Genomic DNA, 16,191 nt, shown 5'->3' on the forward strand with positions numbered 1-16,191 from the left:
GCGTCATGCGCAAGGGGGCCAAGATCGCCATCGTCGGCGGGGTGTTCACCGTCATGGTCGGCGGCGCGGGGTACGGGGCGTACAACCTCGTCACGGCGGTCACGGGCGGGAACACCGTGTCGTCGCAGGGGTCGGAGTACAAGTCGGGGCCACCGAGCGGCGACGAGGTGAAGGAGACCTCGGAGCGGTTCCTGGAGGCGTGGGCGAAGAACGACGTGGGTGCGGCCGCCCGGTACACGAACTACGCCGACCACGCGATGAGTCTGCTGGAGGACTGGCACGACAAGGCGCACATCAAGCGCACCGAGCTGACGCCGACGAAGGCGGACGGCGCGAAGGTCGCCTTCCACGTCGAGGCCACCGTCTCGTACGGCAAGCGGACGAAGACGATGTCGTACAACTCCTCGCTCACGGTCGTCCGTGGCAAGAGCACCGGGGCCCCGCTCGTCGACTGGACGCCGTCCCTGGTGCACCCGGATCTGAAGGACGGCGACGCGCTCGTCACCGGGGAGGCACCCGCGCCCCCGATCGAGGCCGTGGATCGCAACGGCACCGTGCTGGCCAAGGACACGTACCCCTCGCTCGGCCCGGTCCTGGACCAGCTGCGCGCCAAGTACGGGGATGCCGCCGGGGGTTCGTCCGCCATCGAGACGTACGTGGAGCGGACCGACGCGGGCGGGGAGACCGCCGCCGCGAAGACGCTCCTCACGCTCGCCAAGGGCAAGCCGGGCAAGCTGCGTACGACGATCAGCGCGACCGCGCAGGCGGCCGCCGAGCAGGCGGTGAAGAAGTACCCGGATTCGTCGGTGGTGGCGATCGAGCCGTCCACCGGTGAGGTGCTCGCGGTCGCCAACGAGGCGAAGGGCGAGTTCAACGCGGCGTTCCAGGGCGGCACCGCGCCCGGCTCCGTGATGAAGATCCTCACCGCCGCGGCGCTGGTCGACAACGGGGTCACCTCGGCGAACGGCCAGGCGCCGTGCCCCGATTCGGCGGTCGCCATGAGCCAGACCTTCCACAACCTCAAGGGCATGGCACCCAACGGGAACGCGACGCTGGCCGACAGCTTCGCCCGCTCCTGCAACACCGCTTTCATCAAGCTCTCCGACGACCTGGGCGCGGCGAAGTTCGCCGCGGAGGCGGAGGACCGGTTCGGCCTCGGCAAGGACTGGAAGACGGGGATCGTCTCCCGCGACGGCTCCGTGGAGCTGCCGGGTGACTCCGACGACGCCGCCGCGATGATCGGCCAGGGCAAGGTCAAGATGAACCCGCTGAACATGGCGTCGGTCACGGCGACCGCCATCACCGGCACGTTCCACCAGCCGGTCCTCGTCTCCCGGAAGGTCGACGACCAGCCGCTCGCCACGGCGCGGGGGTTGAAGCCCGGCACCTCCGCCCAGCTGCGCCAGATGATGCGGCTGACCGCGACCAACGGCACCGCCGCCGCGGCCATGGCGGGCGTGCCCGGCGACAAGGGCGCGAAGACCGGCTCCGCCGAGGTCGACGGCCAGGGCGACGCCGACTCCTGGTTCGCGGGCTACCGCGACGACGTCGCGGCCGCCGCGACGGTGCCGCGCGGCGGGCACGGCGGAGACGCGGCGGGGCCCCTCGTCGCGGCGGTGCTACGGGCCGGTTCATAGATCCGTTCGCGACGACTACGGGCCGGAGCGTAGTTCCCCTACGACTCCGGGCGCCTGGCGATGAATCCACGCATCGCCAGGCGTTACCACGTCGTTCAGTCCTACGGAAAGTGCGTTCAGGGCAACCCCGTACCCTGGGCCACCCGTAGATCTCCGGAGGACTCAGGTGGGCAGCAGAGGCAAGCGGCGCGATGAGCCGCGACGCAACACGAACGCCCTGGTGATCGGTGGCGTCGCCGCCGTCGCCGTCATCGGGGCAGGCGTCGGCGCGTACGCGCTGATCGGCGGCGGTGAACCGGCGGGCAGCACCTCGGCCTCCGCCGCGGACGACAAGCCGGAGATCCCGAAGGGCCCGCCGTCCGCCAAGGAAGTGCGGGCCGTCGCCGACGGTTTCCTCACCGCCTGGCAGCACGGGAACGCCGCGAAGGCGGCCACCTACACGAGCGATCCCGCCGCCGCGAAGAAGGCGCTCGCCGACCTCGCCAAGGACGCCCACCTCACGGGCCTGAAGCTCGCGCCCGGCACCCGCAAGGGCGCCCAGGTCCCCTTCCACGTCACGTCCACGGTCGAGTACAAGAAGCTGAGCAAGCCCTTCGCGTACGACTCCGCGCTGACCGCCGAGCGCCGCAAGAGCGACGGCAAGGTCCTCGTCGACTGGCAGCCCTCCGTCGTGCACCCGGATCTGAAGGAGGGCGACCACCTGGAGACCGGCGAGGCGGGCGATCCGCCGGTCAAGGCCGTCGACCGGGCGGGCACCGAGCTGGACGCGAAGAAGTACCCCTCGATCGGCACCATCGTCGACGGGCTGCGCGAGAAGTACGGGAAGAAGGCGGGCGGCACCGCCGGCGTCGAACTGCGCGTCGTGCGCGGGCAGTCCGAGAAGAAGTCCGACGACAAGAACGCGCTGCCCGACAAGACGCTGCTCGCGCTCTCCAAGGGCACGCCGGGCACCGTCAAGACGACGCTCGACCCGGCGCTCCAGGCCGCCGCCGAGGACCAGGTGAAGTCGCGCAAGAAGGCCTCGGTCGTGCTCGTGAAGCCGTCGACCGGCGAGATCCTGGCGGTGGCGAACTCCAGCCCCGGGTTCAACACGGCGTTCCAGGGCTCGCTCGCGCCCGGCTCCACGATGAAGGTCATCACGGCGTCGATGCTGCTCGACAAGAACATTACCGACGTCGACAAGAAGCACCCGTGCCCGAAGTACTTCACGTACGGGCACTGGAAGTTCCAGAACGACGACAAGTTCCAGATCAAGGACGGCACGTTCAAGGCGAGCTTCGCCGCGTCCTGCAACACGGCCTTCATCAGCCAGGCCCCGAAGCTCGACAACGACTCGCTGACCAAGCAGGCGCAGCAGGTCTTCGGTATCGGCATGAACAACTGGTCGATCGGGGTGCCGAGCTTCGACGGCGCGGTGCCGGTGATGTCGGACGCGCAGATGGCGGCCTCGCTGATCGGGCAGGGCGGGGTGCGGATGAACCCGCTGAACATGGCCTCGGTCGCGGCGACCGTGAAGGCGGGCGCCTTCCACCAGCCGTACCTGGTGTCGCCCGACTTCGACGACCGGACGCTGGCGAAGGCCTCGAAGCCGATCTCCGCGTCGACGGCCTCGAAGCTGCGGGAGCTGATGCACTACACGGCGATCGCCGGTACGGCCGTGAAGCCGATGTCCGGGCTCGGCTCCGACATGGGCGCGAAGACCGGTTCGGCGGAGGTCGACGGGCAGAAGGACCCCAACGGCTGGTTCACGGCCTGGCGCGGGGACCTCGCGGCGGCGGCCGTGGTGCAGCAGGGCGGGCATGGCGGCGATTCGGCGGGGCCGGTGGTCCGCAAGATGCTGCTGGCGGGCGGCTGACGCGGGCCTTCGACCGTACGTCGCGTATGCCCTTCGAGCGTACGTCGATACGGGGTCGCGTGCCCCGTACACGTACGGCTAGCGTGCGGTCCATGACGACAGCGGACAACAGCAGCACGGCAGCACACCCCCGGTTCGCCGAGGCCGTCACCGCCATGGGCCTCGCCGGCCTCCTGCCGCGCGTACGCCGCTTCCCGGAAGCGACCCGCACCGCGCAGGAGGCGGCCGAGGCGGTCGGCTGCGAACTGAGCCAGATCTGCAAGTCGTTGATCTTCGCGGCGGACGGCGTGCCGGTGCTCGTCCTGATGGACGGCGCCTCGCGCGTCGACCTGGACCTCGTACGCGAGGAGCTGGGCGCCGAGAAGGTCACGCGCGCGAAGGCGGACGTCGTACGGGAGTTCACCGGGTACGCGATCGGCGGCGTCCCGCCCTTCGGCCACGCGAACAAGACCCGCGTCCTCGCCGACCGCTCGCTCCTCGCGCACGACACGGTGTGGGCGGCGGCCGGCAGCCCGTACGCCGTCTTCCCCATGGAGCCCAAGGAGTTGATCTCGCACGCGGGCGCCACGCTCGTGGACGTGCGCGCATGACTCCCGTGGTCGCCACGGCGGTGCTGCTCGCCGCGGTGACCCACGCCTCGTGGAACGCCCTGGCGCACCACATCACGGACAAACTGGTCGGCTTCACGCTGATCTCCGGCGGCGGAACGCTGATCGGCCTCGCACTCGCGGTGTTCGCGCCGATTCCGGCGGCGGGGGCGTGGCCGTACCTCGTGGCCTCGGCCCTCCTCCACGTCGCCTACTACGCGCTGCTCATGACGTCGTTCAAACTGGGCGACTTCGGGCAGGCCTATCCGATCGCGCGCGGCACGGCGCCGCTCGTGGTGACGGTCCTCGCGGCGGTCTTCGCGGGCGAGGTGCCGGGCGGCTGGCAGGCGGCGGGCGTCGCGGTGTCCAGCGCGGGGTTGACGGGCCTGGCGCTGTGGGGTCTACGGGGATCGGGGCGCAGGCCGGACTGGCGAGCGCTGGGCGCTGCGCTGGCGACGGGGGTGGCGATCGCGTCGTACACGGTGGTGGACGGTCTGGGCGTACGCGCGTCCGGCTCGTCCCTCGGCTACATCGCGTGGCTCATGGTGCTGGAGGGGATCGCGGTCCCGGTGTACGCGGCGTACCGCTGGCGCGGTGAACTGGTGGACCGGTTGCGGCCGTTCGCGTGGCGGGGGCTGCTGGGGGCGGGGCTCTCGGTCCTCGCTTACGGCCTGGTCCTCTGGGCCCAGACGCGGGCCGACCTCGCCCCCATCTCGGCACTCCGCGAGTCCTCGATCATCGTGGGGGCGGCGATCGGCGCGATCTTCTTCAAGGAACGCTTCGGCGCGCCGAGGCTTTTGGCGGCGGGGGTGGTGGTGGCGGGTATCGGGTTGATGCTGCACGCGGGTTGAGGGTCACCCGTGGCACTGGGGGCTCTGCCCCCTGGACCCCCGCGGGCTCTCGTCGAAAGTGCGAGGCTTGAAAGGCCTGCTCAATCGCCGCAGGGGCTTAATAGACCAAGCCCCGCCGGCGGGGATTGATAGACCAAGCCCCGCCAGCCGACCTTGATCAGCTCAAGCCCCGCCAGCCGACCTTGATCAGCTCAAGCCCCGCCAGCCGACCTTGATCAGCTCAAGCCCCGCCGGCCAGCCTTGATCAGCTCAAGCCCCGCCAGCCAGCCTCGATCAGCTCAAGCCCCGCCAGCCAGCCTCGATCAGCTCAAGCCCCGCCGTCCGGCCTCGATCGGCTCAAGTCCCGCCGGCGATTACCTTTAAGCCCCTGCGGCGATTGAGCAGCGGGGTCCGGGGCAGAGCCCCGATCTTTCAAGCCCCGCCGGCGATTGAGGCGCGGGGTCCGGGGCGGAGCCCCGTGGCGTCAACCACGCAGGGCCATGAAGCCGCTGCTGACCGCGGTCGTCCCACCGTCGACCGGCAGCACCACCCCGGTCACCCACGCCGCATCGCGAGACGCGAGAAACGCCACCGCCGCCGCGATGTCCTCCGGCTCCCCGACCCGCCCCAGCGGATACAACCCCCGCATGGCGTCGAGCTGTTCGTCCCGCCCCGCCCACGCCGTGGTACGCACCGTGCCGGGCGCCACCAGATTCACGCGCACGCCGCGCGGCCCCGCGTGCCCGGCCAACGTCCGCGTGAGCGACCCGAGTCCCGCCTTCGCCGCGCTGTACGCGTGGTTGCCGAAGTCCTGGATCCCGTTGACGGAGCCGATGTTGACGATGGCGCCACGACCGGAGGCCACAAGGTGCGGCAGCGCGGCGCGGCTGCACCGATACGCCCCCGTAAGCGTGAGATCGAGGTCACGGGCCCACCCCTCGTCGTCCTCCTCCTCGAAGAGCGCCGCGTCGGGATGGCAGGCGTAGGCGTTGTTGACGAGGACGTCGAGCCGCCCGAAGGTCTCCACGGCGTACGCGACGGCCGATTCGACGGACCCCCGGTCCCCCACATCGCAGCCGAACTCCCTTGCAGCACCGCCCCGTTCACGGATCGCGGCGGCGACCTTCCCGGCCGCCGCCTCGTCGATATCGGTGACCAGGACCTGCGCACCCTCCTCACCCAGCCGGCAGGCCGTGGCGGCGCCGATGCCGCGCCCGGCCGCGGTGACCAGAACCCCGTACCCCTCGAATCGAGTCATGCCCGGGACGCTACCCAGGACCTCACCGGTATCCCCCTCAAGGCGCGGAGCGGGTTCGACCGGCCCCGCAAGAGGGCCTTTCGGCCCCTCTCAAGGCCGTGCGGCCCGCCGCCACGCTTGGCAGCACACACGGCCGTGTCGGGGGAGAAAGCCATGAGTGAACTCGATGCCCGCGCACTGAGGACGCTGCGCGAGAACTGCGCGTGGGACGACGCCGAGCGGATGATCACCGAGCGTCTGGAGGCGGCACCGGAGGACGTGCCCGCCCATGTCCAACTGGTCCGGCTGCGCATGGCGCAGCACCGGAACGAGGACGCGCTGACCGCCGTCATGGAAGCCGTCAGGATCGGCCCGCGCGACGACGAGGCCTGGGCCTGGCACGTCGCCGTCCTGGACCGCCTCACGCACTGGACCGATGCCGCGGAGACCGGCGAGGAGGCGCTGGGCCGGGGGAACGCGGGCGACCTGACCCGGATCGCCCTCGCCCGGCTGCACAGCGGGCGGCGCAGGCCGGACGCCGCGCTCGGGCTGCTGACGGCGGTCGGGCCCGGAACCCCGCTGGAGGCCCGCGCGCGCGTCTGCCGGCTGCGGACGCTCGTGCGGTACCGGCGGTACGACAAGGCGGAGGCCGAGGCCCGCACCGCGCTCCTCGCCCACCCCGACGACGCACGGACCGTGGCCGTGGCGGGCTGGGCGCTGGCCTGGTGCAGGCCCGCCACCTGCACCGAAGGGCTCGCGGCGATCGAGCGGGCGCTGCGGATGGCGCCGGCCGACGCCCGGGTCCTCGCGGCACGGTGCGAGGCCCTGTTCACCCACGCCCGGTGGGACGCGATGCGCCGGGCCGCCGAGGAGGCCGTGGAGCGCCGGCCGGACGTGCCGGGGCTCTACGTCCACCTCGTCCGGGCCTGCCGCGGCACCCGGCACCTGGACCGGGCCCGCGAGGCCCTTGCCCGGGCCTGCGCCCTCGACCGGGACGACGAGGACGTACTGGCCGAACACCTGCGGAACCTCACGGCCGACTGCGCCTGGGACGCGGCCGCCGAGACCGCGCGCCGAGCGATCGAGCGGTATCCGCGCAGCGCACGGATGCGGTGCGAACTGGGTTATCTGCGCTGGGCCGAAGAGGAGAAGGCCGCCGCACTCGACGCCTTCGAGCAGGCGCTGGACGCCGATCCGCGGTACGTCCCGGCCATGGAATGGCGGGCCCACGTACTCAGGGACCTGAACCGGCACGAGGCTGCCGAGACCGCGCTCGCCGAGTACCTGGGTATCGCCCCCGGGGCAGCCGGCCTGCACGTGAGCCGCGCCAAGCTGCTCCTGCACCGCGGGGCCCGCGAGGAGGCACTCGCCGCCGTGACCGAGGCGCTGCGCTGGGACCGGCGCAGTTCCTTCGCGCTGGCGAGCCGGATCTGGCTGCTGCGCGGCCTGTTCCGCTGGGAGGAGGCCGAAGAGGCCGCTCGCGCGTATGTCGCGACGTACCCGGACAAGGCCGACCCGCTGCTGCGGCTGGGTTCCGTGCTCGATCTGCGGGGCCGCGAGGAGGCGGCGCTCGCGGCCTACGACGCGGCCGTCGACACGGAGCCCGGCCTCCTCGAGGCGAGCGCCTCCCGGGTCACCCAGCTGCGCAGCCTCGGGCGCACGGAGGCGGCGCACGAGGCGGCCGCTGGACTCGTCGACCGGTGGCCCGACGCCCCGGACGCCCATCTGGCGATGGCTCTGCTGCTCACGGACGAGGGCCGCGTCGACGAGGCCGACCGGGCCCTGGACACCGCCCTGCGCCTCGCGCCGCAGCACACGGGGGCCCTGGTGGGGCGGGTTCGCCTGTTGTGCAACGCCTGCCGCTGGCAGGAGGCGGGCGCCGCCGCGGCGCAGGCCGAGACGCGGCAGCCGCGCTCGCTCCCGGTCCTGTTCGCCCGCAGCCATCTGCTGCTCGCCCAGGGGCGGACCCGGGAGGCGCTCGGCGTCATCGAGCGGGCCGACGCCATCGACCCGCACGACTCGGGCGCGGCGCGGCGACGACTCCACCTGCTCTGCGAAGAGCGCCGGTTCAGGGAGGCCGGCGAATTCGCCGGGCGGATGCTGCGGCTTCGGCCCTGGGACCTTGAGCTGAAGCTCCGGTGGTCCGCCGTGCTGCAGTCACAGCAGCGGCACTCGGCGGCGCTGGAGGCGGTCGAAGAGGTGCTGTCGGTGCAGCCCGACTTCGTCCAGGCGAGGTGTCTGCGCGTCACCCTGCTGTGCAGGACGGGCCGGTACGAGGAGGCGGAAGACGCCGCACGGGAGGGCCTGGACGCCTACTCCGGCAGGACGGAGCTGCGGGCGCGACTGCAACTGGCCGATGTCCTGGACCGGTTGCACCGCTACCGCGAGGCCCTCGTCGAGTGGGAGCGCATCCGCGCGCAGCACCCATGGTCCGTGCGTGCCGTCTGCGGGATGTCCGCCACCCTGCGGGCGCTGCACTGCTTCGACGAGGCCCGCCACATGGTCACCGAGGCCCTCGACCGGTTCCCGCACAACGACGACCTGTGCACGGAACTGGCTCTGATCTGCCACGGCATGGGCCTGCTCGGCGAGGCCGAGCAGGAATTCGAGGCGCTGGCCGACCGGGCGCCCAACCCGCGCCTGGAAGCCGCGGCCCGCCGCGGCCTCGGCTGGGTGGCGGTCGCGGACGGCCGCTGCATCGATGCGGTGTCCCAGTTCGTGCGGGCGCGGCGGCTGCGCCCGCACGACCGGCAGCACACGGCGGGGCAGGCGTGGGCGCAACTGTGCGAGGGCACCGAGACGGCCCTCGACGACGCGGTGGGCCTGTGCCACGAGGTGCTCAGCGAGCGCGGCCTCGCGGAGGGACTCGCCCACACCTGCCTCGGCTTCGTCGCCCACCGACGCCGCCGACCGGAGGCGGCGGAGCGGCACTTCACCCGGGCCACGGACCTGGAACCGTACGACGGCTGCCATGGCGACCTCGGTGCCCTGTACGTGCAGCAGGGCCGCTACGAGGAGGCGGAGCCGCGCCTGCACCGGGCCGTGGAGCTGAACGCGTACGACGCCGCGGCCCACATCGAACTCGGCAACCTGTACCTGCACCGGGCCGACGGCCATTCCTGCGCCCCGACAGCGGGGCCCGGCGACGCGGAACGCGCGGAACGCGCCTTCGACCGGGCGCTGCACATCGACCCGCACAGCGGCCGGGCCGCGATCGGGCTCGCCCTCGCTCTGGCACACGCGCAGGGGCAGGGGAACCTCGTGGCGGCCGAGTCGGTGCTGCGGCAGGCCCTGGAGCGCTCGCTCGCCGGCGATGTGCGGGCCCAGGTGCATCTGGCGCTGACCCGGCTGCTGATCCAGGAGGGCGACGCCGTCCAGCGCATCGAGCCGTACGAGCAGGCGCTCCAAGAGGCGGAGCTCGCGGGCACCTTGGCAGCGGGGAAGAGCGAGTGCGCGTATCTCGCAGGGATCGCCGAGCAGCGCCGCGGAGCCCAGAGCGGCGACCTGCGGGTGCGGCTGCTCAGCCGGCGGCGGGCCCTCGCGCACTTCCGGCGCTGCCTGCACCTGGAGCCGGGACACACGGACGCGGCGCAGGCTATGCGGCTCCTGGAGGAGGAGAACCGCATCACCCGCTCCAGCCGGATCAGCACGGGGGTGCTGGCCGCCGTCTGCGCCGTCGCGCTCGTCACGCTGTGGGTGGACTTCCTGTGGAAGCACCACGCCACGGCCGTCATGGTGACGACGCTGACGCCGCTGCTCGCCGGCCTGATGGCGATCGCGTTCCTGCTGCCCGTACTGAGCCGGCTGAAGCTGCCCGGCGGAATGGAGGCGGACCTGTCGGCCAGCCTGCAACAGGTCTCCGCCGGGCCGGTCGGCGAGATGTCGCTCAGCACGTCCTGGATGTCCTTCACCGCGGGCCCCGTCGGCTGGCTCCCCCGCCTGGACGGCTGGCTGCCGCACCGGATCGGCCAGGACACGGAGTGATCAGGCCGTCCTGCCCGCCACCGACCTCGGGTCGAACCCGAACGGCAGCTCCAGGCGGTGCGCCGCCATCAGGTCCTCGTCCGCGAGGAGGTCACCCGTCGCCCCGTCCGCCGCGATCGCGCCGTCGCTGAGGATCACCGCGCGGGGGCAGAGCTCCATGGCGTACGGCAGGTCGTGCGTGACCATCAGGACCGTCACGTCCAACGAGCGCAGGATGTCGGCGAGTTCGCGGCGCGAGGCCGGGTCGAGGTTGGAGGACGGCTCGTCCAGGACGAGGATCTCCGGCTCCATCGCGAGGACCGTGGCGACCGCGACGCGGCGGCGCTGGCCGAAGGAGAGGTGGTGCGGGGGCCGGTCCGCGAATTCCTCCATGCCGACCATGGCGAGGGCCCCCCGGACCCGGTCCTCCAGTTCCGGGCCCTTCATGCCCGCCGCCGCCGGGCCGAACGCGACGTCCTCGCGGACCGTCGGCATGAACAGCTGGTCGTCCGGGTCCTGGAAGACGATGCCGACCTTGCGGCGGATCTCCGCCATGTTGCGCTTGTCGACCGGGAGGCCGGCGACGGTGACCGTGCCCGCGCCCCCCGTCAGGATGCCGTTGAGGTGCAGGACGAGGGTCGTCTTGCCCGCGCCGTTCGGCCCGAGGAGCGCGACCCGCTCGCCCTTGCCGATCGTGAGGTCCACGCCGAAGAGGGCCTGATGCCCGTCGGGATAGGCGAAGGCGAGGCCGCGTACGTCCAGAGAAGCCACAGAAGCAGTCACAGCATCCATCCCATCAGGCACACCACGAGCGCCGCACACGGCAGGGTCAGCGCGTACGACCACTGGGTTCGGGTCGCCGCCAGATCGTCGATCACCGGCATCGCCCCCGCGTAGCCACGGCTGACCATGGCGAGGTGCACCCGCTCCCCGCGCTCGTAGGAGCGGATGAACAGGGCCCCGGCGGATTTGGCCAGGACTCCCCAGTGGCGTACGCCCTTCGCCTCGAAGCCGCGCGACTCCCGGGCGATCTTCATGCGGCGCATCTCGCCGGTGATCACATCGCCGTAGCGGATCATGAACGAGGCGATCTGCACGAGGAGCGGGGGCAGCTTCAGGCGTTGCAGGCCCAGGATCAGTTGGCGCAGTTCGGTGGTGGAGGCGAGCAGGACGGCGGCGGCGACGCCGAGCGTGCCCTTGGCGAGCACGTTCCACGCGCCCCACAGGCCGCTCTCGCTCAGCGACATCCCGAGCACCTGCACCCGCTCGCCCTCGGCCACGAACGGCATGAGGACGGCGAAGGCGACGAACGGGACCTCGATCAGGAGCCTCCGAAGCAGGAAGCCCGCCGGGACGCGCGCCGCGTACGCCACCGCCGCGAGCAGCACCGCGTACAGGCCGAAGGCCCACATCGCCTCGCGCGGGGTGGAGACGACGACCAGGACGAAACAGAAGACGGCCGCGAGCTTGGTGTGCGGCGGCAGCGCGTGCACGGGCGAGGTCCCGGCGCGGTAGAGCTGGTGGGCGTGACCGGCGCCCATGTCAGGAGACCTGCTCCGAAGCGGCAGGAACCTCGGTCGAGGCCACGTCGCTCGTACGCCGCCTGCGCAGCGCCCAGAAGATCCCGGTCCCGGCGACGACGGTGACGCCGACGCCGATGATCCCGGCGAGGCCGCCGGAGATGCGGGCGTCGGTGATGTCCTTCACGCCGTAGTCGGCGAGCGGGGAGTCGGAGGAGGCGTGCTCCTTCGCCTTCTGGTCGATGCCCTTGTCGTGGGCGACCTTCTCCAGGCCGTCGGGGTTGGCCGAGGCGTAGAAGGAGACGAAGCCGGCGAGGACGACGGAGGCGGCCAGGCCGACGAGCCAGACCTTGCGGTGCGAGCGGGCGGCCACGGGGGTGGTCACCGGCGTGGGCGCGTCCACCAGCTCCCCGTTCACCTTCAGCTTCAGCGGCTGGTGCAGGCCCCGGGCCCCGTACACGAGGTCCGGCCGCACGGCGACGACCGCCCCGACGGTGAGCGCGGTGATCACGGCCTCGCCGATGCCGATGAGGACGTGCACGCCGACCATCGCGGTGGCGACCTTGCCGATGGAGACGTCGGTCGTCCCCCCGATGGCGTAGATCAGGGTGAAGACGACGGCGGCCGCCGGAACGGACAGCAGCGCCGCGACGAAGGACGCCACGGTGATCGAGCGGCGCTTCTTCGGCAGCACCTTCACGAGGCCGCGGAAGACGAGGTAGGCGACGACGGTCGTGGTGATCGCCATGTCGGTGATGTTCACGCCGAGCGCGGTCAGGCCGCCGTCGGCGAACAGCACGCCCTGCATCAGGAGCACCACCGATACGCACAGGACCCCTGTATAGGGGCCCACGAGTATCGCCGCGAGGGCGCCGCCCAGGAGGTGACCGCTGGTCCCCGCCGCGACGGGGAAGTTGAGCATCTGCACGGCGAAGATGAACGCCGCGACGAGGCCCGCGAGCGGCGCGGCCCGCTCGGAGCCCAGCTCACGGCGGGCGCCGCGCAGGCTGACGGCGACGGCGCCCGCGGCGACGACGCCCGTGACGGCCGACACGGGGGCGTTGATGAATCCGTCAGGGACATGCATGGCAGGGGGCTCCGCTCGGTTCCGGGTTCGGTGTCCGGGTTCGGCGTCCGGTGAACCGTTCGATGATAGTGCTTTGTTGCGAACGCCTTGCAACAGCGTCCCTGCACCAATTGAGCCCGGATCCGTCCACCCTGTACACCGCGAAATATGCCGCTTATGCGACATTTGGTGTTATGGCCGTAGCCGAGCAGTACGTCGAGCAGTACACGCGGGCCCGCATCGTCACGGACTCCCCCGACGCGTACCGGAGCGTCCCCGCCGTACTGCGCTGCTCCGGCGGCACGGTGCACATCGCCCTGCCCGGCTCCGGGGAGTGGTCCTTCCCCCGCGAGCTGCTCGAACGCGGACTGCGGGCCCCGGTCTCCGGCGGCGACGTCCGGATCTGGCCCTGCGGGCGGGTCCAGGCGGTCATGGAGTTCCACGCGCCCGAAAAGCCGGACGGGGCGACGGTCGTGCAGTTCGACGTGAAAGCGCTGATCCGCTTTCTGCGTCGGACGTACACGACCGTCGCCCCGGCCTCGGCTCAGGACATCAAGCGCTGACGAGCTCCCGCTCCTCGTCCGGACGGCCGTCGGCGGCCGTCCGGAGCCCCTCGCCCTCCACGTCCACGTTCGGCAACACCCGCGCCAGCCACTTCGGCAGCCACCAGGCCCGCTTGCCGAGCAGCGCGAGCACGGCCGGCACCAGGGTCATACGGACGACGAACGCGTCGAAGAAGACGGCGATGGCGAGTCCGAAGCCGATCATCTTCACCATCTGCTCCGAGCTGCCGATGAAGCCCGCGAACACCGCGATCATGATGATCGCCGCGGCCGTGACCACCCGCGCCCCGTGCTTGAACCCGGTGACGACGGCCTGCGCGGGCCGCTCCCCGTGGACGTACGCCTCCCGCATCCGCGTCACGAGGAACACCTCGTAGTCCATCGCGAGGCCGAAGACGACGCCCACCATGAAGATCGGCATCATCGACATGACAGGACCGGTCTGCTCGACTCCGAGCAGCGAACCGAGCCAGCCCCACTGGAAGACGGCGACGACGGCGCCCAGCGCGGCGAGGACCGACAGCAGGAAGCCGAGCGCGGCCTTCAGCGGCACCAGGATGGACCGGAAGACAACCATCAGGAGCAGGAACGCGAGGCCGACGACGAGCGCCAGGTAGGGGATCAGCGCGTCGTTGAGCTTCTGCGAGACGTCGATGTTCATGGCCGTCGAGCCGGTGACGCTCAGCTCGGCGCCGGTGTCCGCCTTGATGTCGGCACCCGCGGCGCGGATGTCGTGCACGACGTTCTCGGTGTCGACCGACGACGGCTTGTACTTCGAGACGACGCTGATGACGGCGGTGTCGCCCGCCTTGTTGAACGTCGCCGGGGTGACGGCCGCGACGCCGTCCGTGCCCTTGATCTCGCGGACGACCTCGGAGACGGCGGCCTTCGGGTCGGCCGCGCCCTTGGCGTCGACGACCGTCATGAGCGGGCCGTTGAAGCCGGGCCCGAAGCCGTCGGAGAGCAGGTCGTACGCCTTGCGCTGGGTGGTGCTCGTGGGCTGCGCGCCGTCGTCGGGCAGGCCGAGTTCGAGCGAGGCCACGGGCACGGCCATGGCACCGAGGCCGACGATGCCCGCGATCAGGACGGTGACCGGGCGGCGCAGGACGAAGCCGGCCCAGCGGGTGCCCATGTTGACCTTGGGCTGTTCCTTGTTGCCGATGTCCTTACGGGCCTTGCGGCCGTGCACCCGCTTGCCCACATAGCCGAGCAGCGCCGGGATCAGGGTGAGCGCGATGAGCACCGCGATCGCGACCGTACCGGCGGCGGCGACACCCATCTTGGTCAGCATCGGAATGTTCACGACCGCGAGGCCGACGAGGGCGATGACCACCGTCAGACCCGCGAAGACCACGGCCGAACCGGCGGTCCCGACGGCCCGCCCCGCGGCCTCCTCCCGGTCCCGGCCCTCGGCCAGCTCGCCCCGGTACCGGGACACGATGAACAGCGCGTAGTCGATGCCGACCGCGAGGCCGATCATCATCGCGAGCGTGGAGGTGGTGCTGCCCAGGTCGAGCACGTTGGCCAACGCCGTGATCGCGGAGACGCCGATGCCGACGCCGATCAGCGCGGTCAGCAGCGGAAGACCGGCCGCGATCAGCGAGCCGAACGTGATCACCAGGACGACGGCCGCGATCGCGATGCCGATGATCTCGGTGGCGCCGGTCTCCGGCATGGCCTGCAGCGCGTCACCGCCGACCTCGACGGTCAGACCGCTCTGCTTCGCCTCGTCGATGACGTCCTGCAGCGCGTCCCGGTCCGCGTCGGTCAGCTCCATCGAGGAGACCTTGTACGAGGCCGAGGCGTAGGCGATCGTGCCGTCCTGGCTGATCGTCTTGGCGGCGAACGGGTCCGCGACGGAGGCGACCTGCTTCGAACTGGACTTGATGGAGGCGACGGTGTCCTGGATGTCGGCCTTGTTGCCGGCGTCCGTGAGCTTCTCGCCCTTCGGTGCCTCGAAGACGACGCGGGCGGTGGCCCCGTCGGCGGCGGAGCCGGGGAAGCGCTGGTCGAGCAGGTCGAAGGCCTTCTGGGCCTCGGTCCCCGGTATGGAGAAGGAGCTGGAGGCCGCGGTCGGCGCGGAGGCGGCGCCCACGCCCGCGAGCGTGAGCAGGGCCACCCAGATCAGGGCGACGAAGTGCCGTCGGCGGAACGCGAGTTTGCCGAGCTTGTAGAGGAATGTGGCCACGGAGGCGTACTCCCGGTCAGGTCGAAGGGTTCAGCGGGGCATGGGTCATCGGCCCGACGACATGAGCGGTTGTGCGTCAGGTGAAACAGCGGGGAACAGTGGAGAACAGTGGAGAACAGTGGAAAGTGTCAGGCGCTGAGTGCGGGGATCACCACAGCGTCGATGTACGAGACGAGGTACTCCTGCGTCGGCGGCTCTTCGTCGATGAGCGTGCGGGTGGCGAACGCGCCGATCAGCATGTGGATCAGATAGCCGAGCGCCGGGTTGTCGGCCCGGACCTCGCCCCTGTCCACCGCTCTGCGCACCATCCGGTCGACGCCCGTCATCTCGGGCTCGACGATCCACTCCTTGAAGGCCGCGAGCAGATCCGGATTGGCGTGCACGGCCACCATCAGGCCGCGCATCAGCGCGCTGTTCTGCTCCATGTGACAGTCGTCCTCGCGGAACGCGATGGCATGCAGATCACCGCGCAGCGAGCCGGTGTCGACCTCGTCGAAGTGCGGCTTCTGGCTCCGCAGCGCCTTGACCACCAGCTCGGCCTTGCCGCCCCACTGGCGGTAGAGCGTGGCCTTGCTGGACCGCGTGCGGGTGGCCACGGCGTCCATGGTCAGGGCGTCGTAGCCGACCTCACGGAGAAGTTCGAGCACGGCGCCGTACAGCTCGGCCTCGCGCTCGGGCGTGATCCGGCTGCGACGCACTGCCTGCTCCGCGACCATGCCGGCCACCCGACCTCTCCGTATGCGTA

Annotated in this window: 12 protein-coding genes; 6 read left to right on the forward strand and 6 right to left on the reverse strand. The window is 71.5% G+C overall.

The window, feature by feature from the left end:
* Window positions 1-5: 5 nt before the first annotated feature.
* The 4 genes from ACIRHA_RS33585 (at window position 6) to ACIRHA_RS33600 (ending at window position 4,930) form a co-directional block, all read left to right on the forward strand.
* Entirely contained in the window at window positions 6-1,637 is a 1,632-nt protein-coding gene (locus tag ACIRHA_RS33585; protein ID WP_403853703.1) for a penicillin-binding transpeptidase domain-containing protein, read from the forward strand.
* A gap of 166 nt (window positions 1,638-1,803) precedes the next feature.
* Window positions 1,804-3,492, forward strand: coding sequence for a penicillin-binding transpeptidase domain-containing protein (locus ACIRHA_RS33590; RefSeq protein ID WP_403853705.1), 1,689 nt, complete (start codon window positions 1,804-1,806; stop codon window positions 3,490-3,492).
* Window positions 3,493-3,584: 92 nt separating this feature from the next.
* Window positions 3,585-4,082: a YbaK/EbsC family protein gene (locus ACIRHA_RS33595; RefSeq protein WP_403853707.1), complete on the forward strand. Its 498-nt coding sequence runs from the start codon at window positions 3,585-3,587 to the stop codon at window positions 4,080-4,082.
* Window positions 4,079-4,930 (forward strand): EamA family transporter, encoded by an 852-nt coding sequence (locus tag ACIRHA_RS33600; RefSeq protein ID WP_403853709.1) that lies wholly within the window; start codon window positions 4,079-4,081, stop codon window positions 4,928-4,930. Before ACIRHA_RS33595 ends, ACIRHA_RS33600 begins: the two co-directional genes overlap by 4 nt.
* 463 nt (window positions 4,931-5,393) lie before the next feature.
* Here ACIRHA_RS33600 and ACIRHA_RS33605 read toward each other — a convergent pair whose 3' ends face one another.
* Entirely contained in the window at window positions 5,394-6,167 is a 774-nt protein-coding gene (locus ACIRHA_RS33605) for an SDR family NAD(P)-dependent oxidoreductase (RefSeq protein ID WP_403853711.1), read from the reverse strand.
* A gap of 153 nt (window positions 6,168-6,320) precedes the next feature.
* On the opposite strand from ACIRHA_RS33605, the gene ACIRHA_RS33610 reads away from it, so the two are divergent.
* Window positions 6,321-10,130, forward strand: coding sequence for a tetratricopeptide repeat protein (locus ACIRHA_RS33610; protein WP_403853713.1), 3,810 nt, complete (start codon window positions 6,321-6,323; stop codon window positions 10,128-10,130).
* Here the strand turns inward: ACIRHA_RS33610 and ACIRHA_RS33615 are convergent, their stop codons facing one another.
* The 3 genes from ACIRHA_RS33615 to ACIRHA_RS33625 are packed head-to-tail and all read right to left on the reverse strand — an operon-like array spanning window position 10,131 to window position 12,716.
* Window positions 10,131-10,901 carry an energy-coupling factor ABC transporter ATP-binding protein gene (locus tag ACIRHA_RS33615; protein WP_403853715.1) on the reverse strand — a complete coding sequence of 257 codons (771 nt, stop codon included), beginning with the start codon at window positions 10,899-10,901 and terminating at the stop codon, window positions 10,131-10,133.
* A complete protein-coding gene (gene cbiQ, locus ACIRHA_RS33620) occupies window positions 10,889-11,650 on the reverse strand; it encodes a cobalt ECF transporter T component CbiQ (RefSeq protein WP_403853716.1) in 762 nt (253 codons plus the stop codon). Before cbiQ ends, ACIRHA_RS33615 begins: the two co-directional genes overlap by 13 nt.
* A 1-nt stretch (window position 11,651) precedes the next feature.
* On the reverse strand, window positions 11,652-12,716 hold the full coding sequence (locus ACIRHA_RS33625) for an energy-coupling factor ABC transporter permease (protein ID WP_403853718.1): 1,065 nt from the start codon (window positions 12,714-12,716) through the stop codon (window positions 11,652-11,654).
* A gap of 173 nt (window positions 12,717-12,889) precedes the next feature.
* On the opposite strand from ACIRHA_RS33625, the gene ACIRHA_RS33630 reads away from it, so the two are divergent.
* Window positions 12,890-13,258 (forward strand): SsgA family sporulation/cell division regulator, encoded by a 369-nt coding sequence (locus ACIRHA_RS33630; RefSeq protein WP_403853720.1) that lies wholly within the window; start codon window positions 12,890-12,892, stop codon window positions 13,256-13,258.
* Here the strand turns inward: ACIRHA_RS33630 and ACIRHA_RS33635 are convergent.
* Complete coding sequence (locus ACIRHA_RS33635) at window positions 13,248-15,446, reverse strand: MMPL family transporter (protein ID WP_403853722.1); 2,199 nt, start codon at window positions 15,444-15,446, stop codon at window positions 13,248-13,250. The genes ACIRHA_RS33630 and ACIRHA_RS33635 overlap by 11 nt on opposite strands.
* A 128-nt stretch (window positions 15,447-15,574) precedes the next feature.
* Window positions 15,575-16,162, reverse strand: coding sequence for a TetR/AcrR family transcriptional regulator (locus ACIRHA_RS33640; RefSeq protein ID WP_403853958.1), 588 nt, complete (start codon window positions 16,160-16,162; stop codon window positions 15,575-15,577).
* Between the last annotated feature and the right edge of the window lie 29 nt (window positions 16,163-16,191).

The sequence above is a fragment of the Streptomyces sp. NPDC102360 genome (assembly GCF_044766085.1).
Lineage (GTDB): Bacteria > Actinomycetota > Actinomycetes > Streptomycetales > Streptomycetaceae > Streptomyces.